15 protein-coding genes are annotated in these 14288 nt (G+C 63.2%); 8 read left to right on the forward strand and 7 right to left on the reverse strand.

The features are described from left to right. Positions 1-7: 7 nt before the first annotated feature. From JET14_RS01615 to JET14_RS01645, 7 genes are read left to right on the forward strand one after another with little or no spacing between them, the layout of a single operon-like run. Positions 8-799, forward strand: a complete 792-nt coding sequence (locus tag JET14_RS01615; protein ID WP_200336513.1) for an ABC transporter permease — start codon at positions 8-10, stop codon at positions 797-799. 1 nt (position 800) lies between these two features. Continuing rightward, positions 801-1871: an ABC transporter ATP-binding protein gene (locus tag JET14_RS01620; RefSeq protein WP_200336514.1), complete on the forward strand. Its 1071-nt coding sequence runs from the start codon at positions 801-803 to the stop codon at positions 1869-1871. Between the two features lie 30 nt (positions 1872-1901). Next, positions 1902-3347, forward strand: coding sequence for an NAD(P)-binding domain-containing protein (locus JET14_RS01625; protein WP_200336515.1), 1446 nt, complete (start codon positions 1902-1904; stop codon positions 3345-3347). Between the two features lie 11 nt (positions 3348-3358). Continuing rightward, positions 3359-3952: a 2-hydroxychromene-2-carboxylate isomerase gene (locus tag JET14_RS01630; RefSeq protein ID WP_200336516.1), complete on the forward strand. Its 594-nt coding sequence runs from the start codon at positions 3359-3361 to the stop codon at positions 3950-3952. Between the two features lie 12 nt (positions 3953-3964). After that, on the forward strand, positions 3965-4447 hold the full coding sequence (locus JET14_RS01635; protein ID WP_200336517.1) for a CMD domain-containing protein: 483 nt from the start codon (positions 3965-3967) through the stop codon (positions 4445-4447). Position 4448: 1 nt separating this feature from the next. Then, positions 4449-5027, forward strand: a complete 579-nt coding sequence (locus tag JET14_RS01640; protein ID WP_200336518.1) for a peroxidase-related enzyme — start codon at positions 4449-4451, stop codon at positions 5025-5027. A 6-nt stretch (positions 5028-5033) separates the two neighbouring features. Then, positions 5034-6374: an MATE family efflux transporter gene (locus JET14_RS01645; protein WP_246750461.1), complete on the forward strand. Its 1341-nt coding sequence runs from the start codon at positions 5034-5036 to the stop codon at positions 6372-6374. 9 nt (positions 6375-6383) lie between these two features. Here the strand turns inward: JET14_RS01645 and JET14_RS01650 are convergent, their stop codons facing one another. From JET14_RS01650 to JET14_RS01660, 3 genes are all read right to left on the reverse strand, one after another. Beyond that, positions 6384-6623, reverse strand: coding sequence for a hypothetical protein (locus JET14_RS01650; RefSeq protein WP_200336519.1), 240 nt, complete (start codon positions 6621-6623; stop codon positions 6384-6386). A 69-nt stretch (positions 6624-6692) separates the two neighbouring features. Then, a complete protein-coding gene (locus JET14_RS01655) occupies positions 6693-7730 on the reverse strand; it encodes a DUF2793 domain-containing protein (RefSeq protein WP_200336520.1) in 1038 nt (345 codons plus the stop codon). Between the two features lie 490 nt (positions 7731-8220). Continuing rightward, entirely contained in the window at positions 8221-9759 is a 1539-nt protein-coding gene (locus JET14_RS01660) for a YifB family Mg chelatase-like AAA ATPase (RefSeq protein WP_200336521.1), read from the reverse strand. 217 nt (positions 9760-9976) lie between these two features. Here JET14_RS01660 and JET14_RS01665 point away from each other — a divergent pair, with 217 nt between their 5' ends. Then, entirely contained in the window at positions 9977-10309 is a 333-nt protein-coding gene (locus tag JET14_RS01665) for a TM2 domain-containing protein (RefSeq protein WP_200336522.1), read from the forward strand. A 3-nt stretch (positions 10310-10312) separates the two neighbouring features. On the opposite strand, the gene gshB is transcribed toward JET14_RS01665, so the two are convergent. From gshB to JET14_RS01685, 4 genes are all read right to left on the reverse strand, one after another. Next, positions 10313-11260, reverse strand: a complete 948-nt coding sequence (gshB, locus tag JET14_RS01670) for a glutathione synthase (RefSeq protein WP_200336523.1) — start codon at positions 11258-11260, stop codon at positions 10313-10315. A gap of 76 nt (positions 11261-11336) precedes the next feature. Continuing rightward, a complete protein-coding gene (locus tag JET14_RS01675) occupies positions 11337-12341 on the reverse strand; it encodes an endonuclease/exonuclease/phosphatase family protein (RefSeq protein ID WP_200336524.1) in 1005 nt (334 codons plus the stop codon). Between the two features lie 10 nt (positions 12342-12351). Continuing rightward, complete coding sequence (gene ugpC / locus JET14_RS01680) at positions 12352-13431, reverse strand: sn-glycerol-3-phosphate ABC transporter ATP-binding protein UgpC (RefSeq protein WP_200336525.1); 1080 nt, start codon at positions 13429-13431, stop codon at positions 12352-12354. A 10-nt stretch (positions 13432-13441) separates the two neighbouring features. Then, the gene (locus tag JET14_RS01685) at positions 13442-14284 is read right to left on the reverse strand and encodes an ABC transporter permease subunit (protein ID WP_183487210.1); all 843 of its coding nucleotides are present in this window, start codon (positions 14282-14284) and stop codon (positions 13442-13444) included. Positions 14285-14288: the final 4 nt, after the last annotated feature.

Genomic DNA, 14288 nt, shown 5'->3' on the forward strand with positions numbered 1-14288 from the left:
ACCGACGATGCGTTTTTACATGAAAAACCCCCAGAACGTTTTCCTCACCGGCTTCTACTGGGCTTTCGTCGCCTATCTCTTCGTGCCGCTGATGCTGATGACGGCGATGAGCTTCAAGGATTCGAACTTCATCTCGTTCCCGATCGATAGCTTCACGATGAAATGGTATGTCCAGGTGGTGCAGGATGAGCAGTTCCTGAGCGCCGTCGGCTATTCGCTGATGATCGCCTTCATCGTCACGATCGTTGCGACGGCGGTCGGGGTGTGGATTGCGCTTCTCGCTTCCAACGAGGCAATCTGGGGCAAGGCCATCATCTTCGCGCTCGCCTGTCTGCCTGCCGTCGTGCCGGGCATGATCCAGGCCATCTCGATGCGCATCTTCATCCGCGCCATCGATGTGCCGACCGGCACCTTTGCCATCATCCTCGGCCATACGGTGCATGCCGTACCCTTCGTGGTGATCATGGCGATGACCAGGCTGCGCTCGATGCCGTCCAGCCTCGTCGACGCCGCGCGTGATCTCGGCGCCGACAATTTCATCGCCTTCTTTCGCGTCACGCTGCCCTATCTCGGCCCGGCGCTGGTCGGCGGCATGATCTTCTGCGCGCTGACGAGTATCGACGATTTCGTCCGCACATTCTTCCTCGGCGGCTACCAGACCACCCTTCCCATGCTGATCTTCGCCAAGATTTCGGGGGGCATGTCGCCGGAGATCAACGCCATGGCAACACTCGTCCTCATCGCCACCGGCGCCATCGGGCTTTATGCCGAACGCCGCGTCCGCCGTTCAAGGAACTGAAATGCAACCGCTCGTCCACTTCAAGAACGTCAACAAATATTATGGCAAATCGCTCGCCGTGAACAATCTCGACCTTCAGATCGAGCGCGGCAGGTTCGTCACCCTTCTCGGGCCGTCGGGTTGCGGAAAATCGACCTCGCTGCGCATGCTGGGCGGCTTCGAGGACCCGTCCTCGGGTTCCATCTTGCTCGACGGCAAGGATGTGACGCACCTGCCGCCGCACCGGCGCAACGTCAATATCGTGTTCCAGGACTATGCGCTGTTTCCGCACCTGACGGTCGGCCGCAACATCGCCTTCGGGCTCGAGCTGAAGGGCATGCCGTCGGAGAAGATCCACGCCCGGGTGATGGAGCTTCTGGCGCTGGTCGAACTGCAGGATTATGCCGACCGCATGCCCGATCAGCTTTCCGGCGGCCAGCGCCAGCGCGTGGCGCTGATGCGCGCGCTCGCACCTGATCCGGACGTGCTGCTGCTCGACGAACCGCTCTCCGCGCTCGACGCGAAGCTCCGCCACCAGATGCAGATCGAGCTGAAGAGCATTCAGGAAAAGACCGGCAAGACCTTCCTCTTCGTCACCCATGACCAGGAAGAGGCGCTGACCATGTCGGATGTCATCGTCGTGATGAACAATGGCAGGGTGGAGCAGATGGGCGATCCCCACACGCTCTACGCCCGCCCGGTCAACCGTTTCGTCGCTACCTTCATCGGCGAATCGAATTTTCTTGATGCGGAGTTGCGGTCGGTCGACGGCAATATCGCCACGCTCGACTGGTGCGGCCACATCATCCACGCCACGCTCACCGGACCCGCCCCCACGGTCGGCAGCCATGTCACCGTGGCGTTGAGGCCGGAAGCAATCTATGCGGTCAGCCGCGAGCCGGACCGCAGGATTGCGCTTCCCGGCAGGATCACCAACCGGCTGTTCAAGGGCAATTTCACCGCGCTCACCGTGGGTCTCAACGAGGGCCAGTCGCTTGTGGCCCAGCTTGACCCCGTGGCGCTTGCCCATCTGGAGGGCGACGATGTCTGGATCGGCTGGCGCGAGGAAGACGCCGTGGTGCTGGCCGATTGAAGGCCCTGGAATTCGTGAAGGACTGAAGACATGACCAATGAAAAAGCGCTGGAAGCGCTGAACGAACGGGTTCGCCAGGATCTCGATTATCTGAACTTTCCCTCCGCCAACTGGGTCAAACCGGTCGGCCCGGTCGACGGCACGCCGGTGAGCGATATCGTTATCGTCGGCGCCGGCATGTGCGGGCTTGCCGCCTGGCTGCAGCTGAAGCGACAGGGCATGCACAATACCCGCATCATCGACATGGCGCCCGAAGGCAAGGAAGGTCCCTGGCTCACCTATGCACGCATGGAAACGCTGCGCTCGCCGAAAAACCTGCTCGGCCCAGCGCTCGGCATTCCCTCGCTCACCTTCCAGGCCTGGTATCGCGCGCAATTCGGCACAAAGGCCTGGGACGAACTCTACCGCATTCCCCGGCCGATGTGGCAGGAATACCTCGTCTGGTACCGCAAGGTGACCGGCGCGCCGGTTGAAAACGGCATGAAGGTCGAGCGCGTGATCCCGCGCGACGACGGGCTTTTGGCCCTGAAAATGGCCGACGGCGACACCATCATCACCCGCAAGCTGATCTGGGCGACCGGTCGCGACGGGCTCGGCAAGGGCACGGTTCCGGGCTTCGTCTCCGGCCTGCCGCGTGAAAGCTGGGCGCATTCCGCCGACGAGATCGATTTCGACACGTGGAAAGGCAAGCGCGTCGTCGTCATCGGCGTCGGCGCGTCCGCCGTCGACAACGCCGCAGAAGCGCTGGAACATGGCGCGGGGGAAGTCAGGCTTCTGGCGCGGCGCAAGAAAATGCCGACAATCAACAAGCTGATGGGCATCGGTTCCTATGGCGTGACGGCCGGCCTGCCGGATCTATCTCCCGAATGGCGCTGGCGCATCATGGACTATGGCGACAAGCAGCAGACGCCGGCCCCACACGGATCCACCCTCAGGGTGAGCCGCCACGAGAACGCCTACTTTCATTTCAACTGCGGCATTGCCAAAGTTGAGCGCGATGGGGCGGACGTGGTGATCACCACAGTGACCGGCCGCGAATTCCGCTGCGATTTCCTGATCCTGGGGACGGGCTTCACCGTCGACCCGATGGCGCGGCCGGAATTTGAGCCCTTCAACGCCGAGATCGCCTGCTGGGAAGACCGCTACACGCCGCCGCCGGAAGAACAGAACCCCGGTCTCGGCCGCTTCCCCTGGCTGAACTCCGATTTCTCCTTTTCGGAAAAGAGCGAAGGCACCGCACCCTTCCTCGCGGACATTCACAGCTTCAACTACAGTTCGGCCATGAGCCTCGGCAAGGTCTCCGGCGATATTCCGGCGATCAGCGAGGGCGCGCTGTGGCTTGCGCGCGGGGTTGCCTCCAGCCTGTTCCGCAAGGATCTGGATCAGCACTGGGAAGATCTGCTCAGCTACGAGAGCCCGGAGCTTGACGGCAGCGAATGGACCGATGCCGACGCCGTGGCCGCCGAGCAGGCCTGAAGGACAAGACCATGACCAAAAAGACCGTCTATTATTATCACGCGCTCTCGTCTCCCTGGGCCTATCTCGGCTGGCCGCAGTTCAAGGCGCTGATCGAAAAGCATGACCTCGATGTCGTCGTCCGTCCGACCCGGATCGTGCCGGACAATGGCGGCGTGCCGCTGCGCTCGCGCCCGCAGCCGCGCCAGGATTACCACGCCGTGGAGCTTGATCGCTGGCGCAAGCGTCTCAACATGCCGCTGGTGCTTAAGCCCGCCCATTATCCGACCAATAACGAGTTTTCCGCCCGCATGGTGATTGCCGCCGATCGCGAGGGGCTGCCGGCGCTTGAGCTTTCTCACTCGCTCCTGCATGCGTTGTGGAGTGAGGAACTGGATGTCACCCAGCCCGAAGTACGCATCGACGTTGCCAACCGCATCGGCCTTGACGGCACGGCGCTGCAGGCGATGGAAGAGGAGCCCGAAATCGTTCAGGCCTGGCATGACAGCCATGCCGAAGCGACCGCGCGCGGCGTGTTCGGCACGCCGACGTGGATCTACAAGGACGTGCTCTACTGGGGGCAGGACCGGCTTGATTTCCTCGATGAGGCGCTGTCGGAAGACTGAAGGGAGACTGCAATGGTCGATGTGATCGACAAGGTGCTCGGCGATGATGCCGACATGATCGCGCTCAGAAACCGGCGCGAACTGTTGAAACAGAAGACACAGGCGAGCTACGAGGCTGCGCTGGTGCCGAAGGAGCCCGGCAATTTCAGCTTTGCGTTGCGCGCAGCCCTTGCCGCGCGCATGTGCGCGCTGTGGAGGGCCGCCGAGCTTGAGGCGCATTACCGCGATCTGCTGGAGAGCTATGGTGAGACCGCCTTCGACGCGATCCTCGACACGAGCTTCCGGCCCGGAAAGGCCGATGCGAAGCTCGATGCCATCCTCGAGCGGGTCGACAAGGTGACGCTGACGCCGAAGGAGGCGACCCGCGCCGATGTGGAAAAACTCTATGCCGCCGGCCTTGATGACCGGGGCATCGTGACGCTGGCAAGCCTGACGGCCTTCGTCAATTACCAGATCCTGGTCGTTGCCGGGCTGAAAATGCTGAGGGACCACTGACATGTCCGAACCCGTTCACGAATTCACCCTGAAACCGCTCGACTGGCATCCCTACGTGAAACCCGTCGACCTCGAAACCGCGACCGACGAACAGCGCGACGCGCTGCAGATCACGCCGTCCAACACCAAGGTCTCCGACTATGTTCTGGTGCTGGCGCAGGAGCCGGAAACGCTGAAGGAGCGTTCGCCGCTCTTCAACGACATCATGTATTCCAAGGAGGGCCTCTCGCGCGCCGGCCGGGAGATGGGGGCGCTTGCCGCGTCCTTCGTCAACAAGTGTATCTATTGCGCCGCCGTGCACGCAAACCGCCATATCCAGCTGGAAAAACGACCGGAGGTCATCGAGGCGATCTACGAGAAGGGGCTCGAGGCGGATCTGCCGGACTATGACCAGGCGTTGTTCAATTTCGGCGTCGATCTGACAGCGCACCCGGACAATGTCGGGGTCTACCAGTTCTATCATTTGCGCGAGGCGGGCCTTGACGACCTGGAGATCCTCGACCTAATCCATGCCATCGCCATTTTCGGCTGGGCCAACCGGCTGATGCACACGCTGGGCGAGCCGCACATCAAGGACTAGGTCATTTTGGAAACCACCGCCGGCCGCGTTCCGCGCCCCTTTTCGGTGACGCATCGGCAGGTGCTCACCATCGCTTTGCCGATGATGATCGCGCATTTTTCCACCCCGCTGGTGAGCCTTGCGGCGACCGGCGTGGTCGGGCAATTGCGCGACGAGGTGCTGATCGGCGGCGTGGCGCTGGCGGCGGTGATCTTCGACGTGCTGTTCACCACGTTCAACTTCCTGCGCGGCGCAACGACCGGCTTCACGGCTCAGGCCGTCGGCGCGGAAGACCGCTGGGCCGAACAGCGCATGCTGCTCGGCGGCATCCTGATCGCGGTCGGCTCGGGCCTTTTGATCATGCTTTTGCATGTGCCGATCGGCCGGCTCGGCCTTTACGTACTCGGCGCCGATGGCGCGGTGGGGGAGGCGGCCTGGACCTATTATGCCTGGCGGGTGTGGTCGGCGCCCTTTGCGCTGTTCAATTTCGTCGTCTTCGGCTGGGTCATCGGTCGCGGCGAGGCGGTGACGGCGCTGTTGCTGCAGGTGGCGCTCAACGCGCTCAACCTGTTCTTCGCCTTTTTCTGGGTGCTGTGGCTGAATTACGGTCTTGCCGGCGCGGGGGCGGCAAGCCTGGTTGCCGAGGGCGTTACGGCGATTGCCGGCGTCATCCTGATCCTGCGGCGCACGGACCGGCACAAATGGGAAGTGCCGGATATTTCCACCGTCAAGCGGCTTTTCTCGGTCAATCGCGACATGATGATCCGTTCCTTTGCGCTTCTGATCGGGCTTTCCTTTTTCACCCGGCAATCGGGCGTTCTGGGCATTGACGTGCTCGCCGCCAACACGGTGCTGCTGCGCTATTATTTCTTCGGCGTCGCCTTTCTCGATGGTTTTGCCACCGCGGCCGAACAGCTTGCGGGCCGCGCCGTCGGCGCCTTCTACCGCCCGGCCTTCGACCGCGTGATCCGGCTCACCACGCTCTGGGGCGTGGCAATGGCCGTTTTCGTGTCCGCGGCCTTCTTCATCTCCGGGCCTTACGTGGTGGCGCTGATTGCGCCGATCGCCGAGACACAGACGCTGGCGCATGTCTATCTGCCCTACGCCGCGATCATGCCGCTGGTCGGGGTCATCGCCTTCCAGATGGACGGGGTCTTCATCGGCGCCACATGGTCACGCGAGATGCGCACGCTGATGCTGTTTTCGCTTGCCTGCTATTTCGCCGCCTGGGCCGTGCTGCAGCCGCTCTTCGGCAATCACGGCCTGTGGATCGCCATGCTCCTGTTTCAGGGCGTGCGCTCGGTCGCCTTCCGCTTCATGCTGCCGAAACTGGCGGACAGGACCTTTTCCGGCAATTACCCGCACTGAATTTCGATCCTACTCTTCCGGCTTGTCGTCGTGGCTGTTGAAATAGGCGCGGTCGGGCGAAATGAAGAAGACATAGGCCATATAGGCCGCAGCCGCCCCGAACAGGATCGACCAGAAGGGCGAGCCGATAAAGATCTCGGCGACCGCCCATCCGCCGCATAGCGCGACGGCAAGGATGCGGACCCAGAGCGGTTTCAGCGATGGGTGTTTGAGATTGAAGCTCTCGCGCCAGTCGATCTTGCCTGCCATGGGCCGCCTCCAGGGTTTTCTCGTCCGGATAGGCATAGCGGGGAACGGCGACCGATGGCAAGTCGGGCTTCAAAGAAGCATGGCCGTCATTTCCGTCTGGCCGTAGCCGAACGCATAGGTTGCCGTGCCGGAAAAGGCGAGGCGGGCATGGTCACCGGCCGAAAAATAGCTGATCGCGGAGGCGGAATGCGTCAGCGGATTGCCGCCGGTGGCAATGCCGCTGAGGGTCACGCAGTTATCCGAACCGTTCTTTTCAAGCGCGACCCAGTAGCTTCCCGCCGCCGTGGCGGTGACGGTGAGGCTCACCGCGTAATAGCCGCTTGCGGGAAAGACCAGCCGGTTTCCGCCGCCGGTCACCGCAGCGCCCAGCGTGAAACCGCCTTCACCGACATGAAGCGTGCCGAAGCCGCGGTTTGCAGGACCGGCGATCACCGCCGAACCGGCCGGCGCCGCAGCGCGGGCCAGAGGGCGCGACGGCATGCTGACGGCGCCTTCCGGGGTGATCTTCACCGCTTCGTGCCAGCTTGCGCCGTCGGGGCTCGTCTTGATCGCGAAACTGTCGGAACCGGAAAGGCCCATCTCCGCGCGGCCGGACCAGCCGGTCTGGTAGAGCAGGGATGCCGTATCGCCGGCCGTGGCCTTGTTGATCTTCAGCTGATGCCCGCTGCCGGCATTGTTGAAAAGCGTTGCGGGCGCGGAAACCGAAAGCCGGTTGGTGGCGTCAGCCGCAGCGTTAATCCCGAGCGTTAAGAGTTCGAGGTTCGGACCGGGCGGCGGAGAAATCCAGGCGCTGCCGTCAAAGACGCGAACCGCGTTTTCCGACACGAACCAGGCCGACCATCCGGCGACCGGCGCAATGAACTGCCAGTAACCATCCTGAAACAGCGCGAGCGCGCCCGCATGGCCCGCCCATTCGCCAGTCGGGCTTGCCGCAACCAGATGGCAGGCGCCGTCGCCGGGGCTTGAAGGTGGGGTGCTGTCCTCGCCGGAAATGGCGAGATGAACGATTGCGTCGAGCCGCTGCAGCGCCTCGTTGTGGGTGACGTGTTTTTGCGCCTGGGCGGGCAGAATGAAGGGGAGGCCGAGCCTGGTCGTCTGATCCGACATGAGAAACTTCCTTTGCTTGGTCGCTGGACCTGATGCGTCAAGCCTAGCCCTGCCGGAAGCGACGGGGAAAAGGGTGGGCCGCGATGGAGCCGCGCCCGCATGCCCGGAGAAAGGTGCGTCAGGAGTGTTTTCTCAATGATCGCGCGCCCGCGCCGGCATCAGCAGGGCTGCGAGGCCTAAAAGGACAGACAGGGCCGGCGCGCAGATGCAGGGCTCCCTCGCCCGCCGGATTGCCGCGCCCGGCTGCCTGCCGACAGGGGCTTTCGCTTCGCCGGCCTGGCCCGTCCGGCGCTTCATCATGGATCTCTCCGCACTGCAGCGAACCCCTCCCTCGCCGGACGCGAATTTCAATCGATAGTCGATGATCCCTCTTCGGGGCAGGCCGCTTGGAGCGCCGTACGTCCGTTCGGAGGCACAAAGGGCGCTCCAACCCGTTGGATCCACGCATCGTTCTTTCCGAAAATCGATTCCGGCTTTTCGGTCCGATGCGCTAAGCCGCCGTGATGATCCGCTCGGTCGCCGAGACCCGGTAGGCGATGGCCTCGCCGATATGGACCCTGCCGACCGTCGCCTTGCCGTCGAGATCGGCGATCGTGCGGGCGACCTTCAGAATGCGGTGATAGCCGCGCGCCGAAAACCGCATCTTTTCCGCCGCTTCCCGCAAGAGCGCGAGGCCTGCCGCGTCGGGTTCGGCGAGCGTCTCGATCATGTTGGCCGATGCGCGGGCGTTGACGGCCGCCGCGCTCTCGCCAAGGCGCGCAAAGCGTTCGCGCTGGGCCTCGCGGGCGCGGGCGACGCGGCGGGCGATGGCGGCGCTCGTCTCGCCGGTGGCGCTTGCGCCGATGAGGTCGATGGCGGAAACGGCCGGCACGTCGATGCGGATGTCGATCCGGTCCATCAGCGGCCCGGAAATGCGCGCCTGGTACTCGCTTGCGCAGCGTGGCCCGCGCGCGCAGCTGTGGCCCGGTTCCCCAGCCATGCCGCAGCGGCATGGGTTCATGGCGGCGACAAGCTGGAAAGCGGCGGGATAGGAGACGCGATGATTGGCGCGGGCGATCACGCACTCACCGTTTTCCAGCGGCTGGCGCAGCGCATCGAGCACCTGCGGCGAAAATTCCGGCAGTTCATCCAGAAACAGCACGCCGTGATGGGCAAGCGAGGCCTCGCCGGGCCTTGCCTTGATACCGCCGCCGACGAGCGAGGCCATGCTGGCGGAATGATGCGGCGCGCGAAAGGGTCGCCGGTCGGAAAGCCGCCCGCCGGCGAGCTTGCCGGCAATCGAATGCACCATCGACATGTCCAGCAGTTCCTGCGGCATCAGCGGCGGCAGGATGGAGGGCAGGCGCGCGGCCAGCATCGATTTTCCGGCGCCGGGCGGGCCGACCATCAAAAGGTTATGGCCGCCCGCGGCCGCCACCTCGAGCGCGCGCTTGGCGCTTTCCTGCCCCTTTATCTCCGAAAGGTCCGGCAGGTCGTGCGCTGCGGCGCGCACGGCGGGGACGGGGCGGGAGAGCACCTGCGTTCCCTTGAAATGATTGGCGATCGCAATCAGGCTTTTCGGCGCCAGCACGTCGATCTCTGACCCGGCCCAGGCCGCTTCCGGCCCGCATTCGGCCGGGCAGATCAGCCCCTTGTCCATGGCATTGGCGGTCATCGCCGCCGGCAGCGCCCCGGCCACGGCGGCGATCGTGCCGTCGAGATTGAGCTCGCCGATGACCACGTAGCCCGTCAGCGCGTCGGCCGGAACCGCGCCAAGCGCGGCCATCAGTCCGAGCGCGATGGCGAGGTCGAAATGCGAGCCCTCCTTCGGCAGGTCGGCGGGCGCAAGATTGACTGTCACGCGTTTGGCCGGCAAGGCGAGGCCCGTCGCGTGGAGCGCGGCCTGCACCCGCTCGCGGCTTTCGGCAACGGCCTTGTCGGGCAGGCCGACGATCTGCATGCCGATCTTGCCGGGCGCGACCATCACCTGAACATCGACCGGCACACCCTCGATCCCCTGAAATGCAACCGTTTGAACCCTGGATACCATGTAAAGCCCCGCGCCGGCCCCACCCGGCGTCCCCTCAAGAACAGCGTCTCATCAAACCCAGTGGTTGCAAGGATTCCACAATGCGCGCCGATACGCAAGAACAAAAGATGAACCTCCTTCATTCAGTATCACACCGGCGCCTGTGGGATGGACATCCAAGACGCCGTCACCGTAAACAGGGCACGAAGCGTGCCGGAACAATATGGCGGAGAGTGATATGGGTCTTTCGACCGAAGAGCAGATCCTGATCGAGCAGCGCGTGACCAATGGCGCGAAATCGCCGGCGGCCGCCTATCTTCTGTGGTTTTTCGTCGGCTGGGCCGGCGCGCACCGGTTTTATCTTGGCCGGCACGGATCGGCGATCGCCATGCTGCTTCTCAATGTCGTCGGCTGGCTCACCGCCGTCTTCGTTGTCGGTTTTCTGTTTCTCGCCATTTTCGGCATCTGGTGGCTGGTCGACCTGTTCCTCATCTCGGGCATGATCGACGCCCAGAAGAGCGAGCTGCGCAATTCGCTCACGCAGCAGGCGCTCGTCTCACAAAACAAATAGGGCTCAGCCGCGCTTCTTCTCGATCGCGTCCCACATGAGTGCGGCGATGTCCGCGCCGCCGAACTTCTTCACCTCGCGAATGCCGGTGGGAGAGGTGACGTTGATTTCCGTCATATAGTCGCCGATCACATCGATGCCGACGAGAATGAAGCCGCGCTCCTTCAGTGACGGGCCGATGCGCGCGCAGATCTCTTCCTCGCGCGCCGTCAGTTCGGAGGGTTCGGCGCGTCCGCCGACATGCATGTTGGAGCGGCTGTCGGTCTCTGCCGGCACACGGTTGATCGCGCCGGCAAATTCGCCGTCGACGAGGATGATCCGCTTGTCGCCCTTGCGCACGGCCGGCAGATAGGCCTGGGCAATATAGGGCTCGCGGAACATCTGCTCGAACATTTCCAGAAGCGAGGTGAAGTTGCGGTCGTCGCGGGTGGAATGGAACACGCCCGCGCCGCCATTGCCGTAGAGCGGCTTCAGGATGATGTCGCCCATTTCCTCGCGGAAGCGCGCGATCTCGCCGACATCCTTGGTGATCAGCGTCGGCGGCATCAGATCGGCAAATTCGGTGACGAAGATCTTCTCCGGCGAGTTGCGCACCCAGGCCGGATCATTGACCACCAGCGTTTTCGGGTGGATGCGCTCCAGCATGTGGGTCGAGGTGATATAGGCCATGTCGAAGGGCGGGTCCTGGCGCAGCAGCACCACATCCATGGTCGAAAGGTCGGTGCGCTCGGCGGGGCCGAGCGTGTAATGGTCGCCTTCCACATCGCGCAGCGTCATCGGTTCCACGGCGGCAATCACCTTGCCGTCCCGCAACGTCAGCCGGTCGGGGGTGTAGTGATAGAGCTCATAGCCACGGTTTTGCGCCTCCAGCGACATGGCGAAGGTGGAATCGCCCGCAATCTTCACGGTGGAGATATGGTCCATCTGGACGGCGACTTTTTTGATTGCGGCCATGAAACTGGAGCCCCCGGTCTGGTTTGAAGCGCCTCGATATGTAGTCACCGCATGAGCCGTTGGCAATCGCCTTGCGTCAGTCGGAGATGCCCGAGACCGTGCAGATCAGCAGATCGTGATCCGAAAGGGGCGTGCCCTCGTCATCCAGCGCGTCGACCACGCGGCTTTCGGCGATCACAAGCCCGCGCGAGAGAAACCAGTCGAGCTTCATCGGTTGCGGATCCGTTCCGGAGATCAGGCTGGGGCGCGTGGTGATCCTGTCTTTCGGGCCGCCATGGCGCTGATAGCCCCTGTCGCGCGCCAGATCGAAAAGCGTTTCGGCATCGGCATCGCCGCCGGTGCGGTTGCCGGTGTTGAGATCGCCGCCGATCAGCACGGGCAGGTCGGAAAAATGCCAGTCGATCAGGTTGAAGATGTCGGCCATCTGGCGTTCGCGCAGTTCAATGTCGCCATGGCTTTCCAGGTGGGTCGAGAGCGCGACGATCGGGCCCCCGGTGGTCTCGATCTTCGCGCCGATCGCCATGCGCGCGCCGATGCGCGGCTGGTCGTTGTCGTCGGAAAACCAGATCGGCGGCCCGGAAAGCGGCAGCATGAAAGGGGTCTGCAGCGCCGTGGCGGCAAGAAGAGCATTGCCGTGAAAGCCTTTCGCATTGAAGTCATCGGTGCAATAGGGCCGCTCGGCCTCATTGCCGAGGCCGAGCTCGAGAAACTCGACGCCGTAGGCATAGGCCATTTTGCGCGCGTTGGCGATCTCGGCGGTCGGGTGGCGCTGGGCCGTGCGCGCCATGCCGTTGTCCATTTCCGAAAGCATCACCAGACTGGCTTGTTCGCCGGCAAGCTTTTCGGCGCTCCTTTCGGGGAACAGCCCGCGCTGCAGGTTCCAGGCGGCGGCCTGGAAGGGAAAGCCCAGCAGGTCTATCGCCGACGGGGCCCCGCCGGTCTCGAGCGTCTGCAGACAGGAGAGTTCCTGCCGGTAGCGGTCGTGAACATGCGCTGATTTTTCCAGCCCCAGAATGCGCTCGCGTTCGGCGCGACCGGGTCCTTCCAGGGCATGGACGCAATCGGTGAAAAGTTCCGGCATGGGCGTTGCTTCAGGCTGTAACCGTTGCGCTCCGGGAATGGATCCGCTTGCCGGTTTCCCGATCATAGAAATGCAGCTTTGCCGGATCAATCGAAAAGCGCATCTCGTCTGCAAGCGGAATGGCGGGTGAAAGCGCGGCGGTCAGGCTCTGCTCGCCGATCAGGCAATGGGCAAGACGCGTTGCGCCCAGTTCCTCCACATAATCGAGCTTGGCGGTGATCGTGTGCGCGGCCGGATCCTCGGCAACCTGCAGATCTTCTGCGCGGATGCCGACGGTGAGCGCGCCGGAGACCGGCAGGTCGCGCGTCATGGTCAGCACATTGTAGCCGATCGCCAGACGGTCGCCGTTCCGTTCGCCGGAAACGAGGTTCATCGCCGGCGAGCCGATGAAATTGGCGACGAAGGTCGAGGCCGGCTTGTGGTAGACGTCGAGCGGCGTGCCGATCTGCTCGATGCGGCCCGCATTCAGCACGACCAGCCGGTCGGCGAGCGTCATCGCCTCGAGCTGGTCGTGGGTGACATAGATGGAGGTGGTGCCGAGGCGCTTCTGCAGATGCTTGATCTCGCCGCGCATGGAGACGCGCAGCTTTGCGTCCAGGTTCGAAAGCGGTTCGTCGAAGAGAAAGGCGGCGGGCTTGCGCACGATCGCCCGGCCCATGGCGACGCGCTGGCGCTGGCCGCCGGAAAGGGCGCGGGGCTTTCGCTCCAGATAGGGTTCCAGCTCCAGCATGCGGGCGGCTTCCTTCACCCGCGCCGCGATCTCGGCCTTCGGCGTGCCCCGGTTTTTCAGGCCATAGGCCAGGTTGTTGTAGACCGTCATATGCGGATAGAGCGCGTAGTTCTGGAACACCATGGCGATATCGCGCTCGGCCGGATCCTTCCTGTTGACGATCTTTCCGCCGATCTTCACCTCGCCCTCGGTGATCGCTTCGAGGCCAGCCACCATGCGCAGAAGCGTGGACTTGCCGCAGCCGGACGGGCCTACAAGGACGATGAACTCGCCGTCCTCGATGTGGATATCGACATTGTCGACCGCGCGGGCATCGCCGGAATAGATCTTGGAGACCTTTGAAATTTCGATAGCAGCCATTTTATTCTTCCTATTTGTCGCTTTCCGTCAGGCCCTTGATGAACCAGCTCTGGAAGATCACCACGATCAGGACCGGCGGCAGCATGGCGAGAACCGCCAGCGCGAAGGCCTGGTTGTATTCGGGGATCTGGCTTCCGACCCAGACGAGGAGGATCTGCTTGATGCCGCGCACCAGAGTGTAGAATGTTTCCTCGTTGGTCATGATCATCGGCCACAGATACTGGTTCCAGCCATAAACGAACATGATGATGAAGATCGCCGCCATCATCGTCTTCGACAGCGGCACGAGAATGTCGATGAAGAACTTGAACGGCCCGGCGCCATCGATGCGGGCGGCCTCCAGCAGTTCGTCGGGAACCGACTTGAAGAACTGGCGGAAGAAGAAGGTGCCGGTGGCCGATGCCAGAAGCGGCACGATCAGGCCGGTATAGGTGTTGACGAGGCCGAGCTTGGTCATGACGTCGTAGGAGGGCAGGATGCGCACCTCAAGCGGCAGAAGCAGGGTGGTGAAGATCATCCAGAAGAACAGCGTCGAAAACCGCGAGCGGAAATAGACCAGTCCATAGGCCGCCATCATCGAAAGCACGATCTTGCCGACGGCAAAGCCGATGCCGAGGATGAAGGAGTTCATCACCATGCGGGCGCCGGTCACGTCGCCGGTAAACCCGCCGCGCGTGGTCAGCACCTCCTTGTAGGTGTCAACGAAATCATCGCCCCAGGTGACCTGGAGGCCTTTCATGTGAACGTCGACCGCTTCATGGGTCGAGGTCATGAAGGCGACGAAGATCGGGCCGACCATGATGAAGACGCCGAAGAGCAGGATGAGATGGTCCCAGAAATTTGTTCTATGCATCGGT

Origin of the sequence: Martelella lutilitoris (assembly GCF_016598595.1) — a bacterium.
Classification (GTDB): Bacteria; Pseudomonadota; Alphaproteobacteria; order Rhizobiales; family Rhizobiaceae; genus Martelella; species Martelella lutilitoris_A.

Excerpts from the sequence above, each read along its gene's own strand:
- gshB (WP_200336523.1), bottom strand. The coding sequence starts at position 11,260 with ATGGCCGCAATCAAAAAAGTCGCCGTCCAGATGGACCATATCTCCACC.
- ugpC (WP_200336525.1), bottom strand. The coding sequence starts at position 13,431 with ATGGCTGCTATCGAAATTTCAAAGGTCTCCAAGATCTATTCCGGCGAT.
- JET14_RS01640 (WP_200336518.1), top strand. The coding sequence starts at position 4,449 with ATGTCCGAACCCGTTCACGAATTCACCCTGAAACCGCTCGACTGGCAT.
- JET14_RS01685 (WP_183487210.1), bottom strand. The coding sequence starts at position 14,284 with ATGCATAGAACAAATTTCTGGGACCATCTCATCCTGCTCTTCGGCGTC.
- JET14_RS01625 (WP_200336515.1), top strand. The coding sequence starts at position 1,902 with ATGACCAATGAAAAAGCGCTGGAAGCGCTGAACGAACGGGTTCGCCAG.
- JET14_RS01655 (WP_200336520.1), bottom strand. The coding sequence starts at position 7,730 with ATGTCGGATCAGACGACCAGGCTCGGCCTCCCCTTCATTCTGCCCGCC.
- JET14_RS01615 (WP_200336513.1), top strand. The coding sequence starts at position 8 with ATGCGTTTTTACATGAAAAACCCCCAGAACGTTTTCCTCACCGGCTTC.
- JET14_RS01635 (WP_200336517.1), top strand. The coding sequence starts at position 3,965 with ATGGTCGATGTGATCGACAAGGTGCTCGGCGATGATGCCGACATGATC.
- JET14_RS01620 (WP_200336514.1), top strand. The coding sequence starts at position 801 with ATGCAACCGCTCGTCCACTTCAAGAACGTCAACAAATATTATGGCAAA.
- JET14_RS01675 (WP_200336524.1), bottom strand. The coding sequence starts at position 12,341 with ATGCCGGAACTTTTCACCGATTGCGTCCATGCCCTGGAAGGACCCGGT.
- JET14_RS01650 (WP_200336519.1), bottom strand. The coding sequence starts at position 6,623 with ATGGCAGGCAAGATCGACTGGCGCGAGAGCTTCAATCTCAAACACCCA.
- JET14_RS01630 (WP_200336516.1), top strand. The coding sequence starts at position 3,359 with ATGACCAAAAAGACCGTCTATTATTATCACGCGCTCTCGTCTCCCTGG.
- JET14_RS01660 (WP_200336521.1), bottom strand. The coding sequence starts at position 9,759 with ATGGTATCCAGGGTTCAAACGGTTGCATTTCAGGGGATCGAGGGTGTG.
- JET14_RS01665 (WP_200336522.1), top strand. The coding sequence starts at position 9,977 with ATGGGTCTTTCGACCGAAGAGCAGATCCTGATCGAGCAGCGCGTGACC.